This window comes from Caballeronia catudaia (assembly GCF_001544755.2).
Classification (GTDB): Bacteria; Pseudomonadota; Gammaproteobacteria; order Burkholderiales; family Burkholderiaceae; genus Caballeronia; species Caballeronia catudaia.
Window position 1 is genome coordinate 1 of record NZ_FCOF02000124.1, and the last position, 1,699, is coordinate 1,699.

General features: G+C 53.3%; 1 protein-coding gene and 1 pseudogene. Both read left to right on the forward strand.

What is annotated here, in order from left to right:
- Positions 1 to 990: pseudogene (locus AWB75_RS37970) on the forward strand (hypothetical protein); the annotation flags it as partial.
- 168 nt (positions 991 to 1,158) lie between these two features.
- On the forward strand, positions 1,159 to 1,551 hold the full coding sequence (locus AWB75_RS37550; protein ID WP_143746703.1) for a hypothetical protein: 393 nt from the start codon (positions 1,159 to 1,161) through the stop codon (positions 1,549 to 1,551).
- The last annotated feature ends 148 nt before the right edge of the window (positions 1,552 to 1,699 follow it).

Sequence of the window (1,699 nt, forward strand, 5' to 3'; positions counted from 1 at the left end):
GGTACGACATTCGCGCAGGTGATCCCGCGCGCAGCGTTGGAGCAGATGCAAAGCGGTGCGGCGCGGGACGACGCGGGCGTGCAGTGGTGGAACGTGGCCGTGGGCGACGCGAATGGGCGCACTTCTTGGGGTTGGCTGTGCGAGAAAGATCATCCGAATACGGAGTGGCAGAGTCCATGGTCATGGCCGGGCTTCGAGTTGATTGATAGCTCGAGCATTACGCCGCTGAACATGTTCAAGCGCTTTTTGTTCGTGACCGATCAGCTATTCGATGGAGAGGCTGAGGAATTCAGTGTCGTTGCAGCCTCGATCAATAAGGGAGAATTCATTGGGAAGCTCGAAAAAGCAGTCGACCTACAAGGCGACAACAACGGAAAAGTCACTGCCAAGGAATTGCGCGAGGCGCTGAAGACGAGGTGGCTGGCGAGCGCGCTGTCGCACGTTTCGGTGCGCTACGAGAGCGAATGGGGCGGCAGTATGAGCAAGTGGGATGCGCTGTCGTCATTGATGGGCGATGGGCAGTACATCTGGCAAGGTGAACTGGAGCGGATTCAGAAGCTGCTGTGGTGGGATAAGGTCGCGGAAGCGGTCAAAGGCTTTCCACAGGAACCCATCGCTTGGCATTTGCATCCCATTGGGATTGTGGGGAATTTTATGCAGACTGGACCGTCTCGTGATTCTGAACAAAACGACTTTACGGAGGAAGATGCGAAGCGAGCGCTACGCCATATTTTGGATAAGTATGGGCGTGAGATCGCGGAAGTCGTTGAACGAATGTATCGGACAGAGACGCGCCATTTCCAATCGATGCAATTTCGTCGCTGCGGGACCGGTGGAATGGAGGTTCATGGTGGTCCACCGTTCTACGGCTGGAGCGAGTCGTTCTACACCGAGCCGCCAACTGGCGTTTGGAGCGCATTCGAAGGTGCTGGGCTTAGCGGTGCCGGAGGCAATGCTCAAGTCACGAATAAAAAAAGGAGTTCGTCGTAGTGTCGTCGGTCACCATTGGTATGGAGTTCAAAGCAAAATATATCGTGGCATACGGCGGAAACTATGCACGTTGGTATTCTACGGACGCCGCAGCTCAGCAACTTTATAGGCAAACTCTTGCTCAGATTACTCCCAAGATTGTCAACTCATTAAAATAAGGGGGCTCGTATGTTTCTCCAAGCATTGAAAGTTATTCTTCTATGTGTTGCTTTGTTGACGCAAGACGTGTTCGCTAAACCCGTCGATCGCTGTGGCCATCAACTACAGGAATTGATCGTTCCATCTCTTCGACATGCTGTGTTCGAAAGGCAAAAAATTATGACAGCGCTGGATGATTTGGACGGAAGCTTCTACAACGTGCGCTTATATGTTGCTTCGAACAACCCTGATAATTTGGATGGCGAAGTGACGATCGGATGGGTCAAGATTGACATAAGAAGTTTTTTGGTTTTTGACGTCACGCGAGATCCGGACCATCCTGAAAGGCTTAAGACAAGCAGAAGTGCGGTCTCGCGCTATGTAGCTCGCTGCATTGACGCACCGGCGCACAATACGAAGTAAATTCGACGCACGTACCCGTTATACGACGCTTAGGTAACTGATACGCCCCGCAGGGCGGACCGCAGAACAGAGTGGCAAACAGAGCGCTGCAGCGGTGAAGGCGTGGTCGACATTCCCGCTGCAACCGTCCAACGCACGTGCGGCTGGT

What these genes read in the sequence shown, in the direction of transcription:
- AWB75_RS37550 (WP_143746703.1), top strand. Translation starts at nt 1,159, where the DNA reads ATGTTTCTCCAAGCATTGAAAGTTATTCTTCTATGTGTTGCTTTGTTG.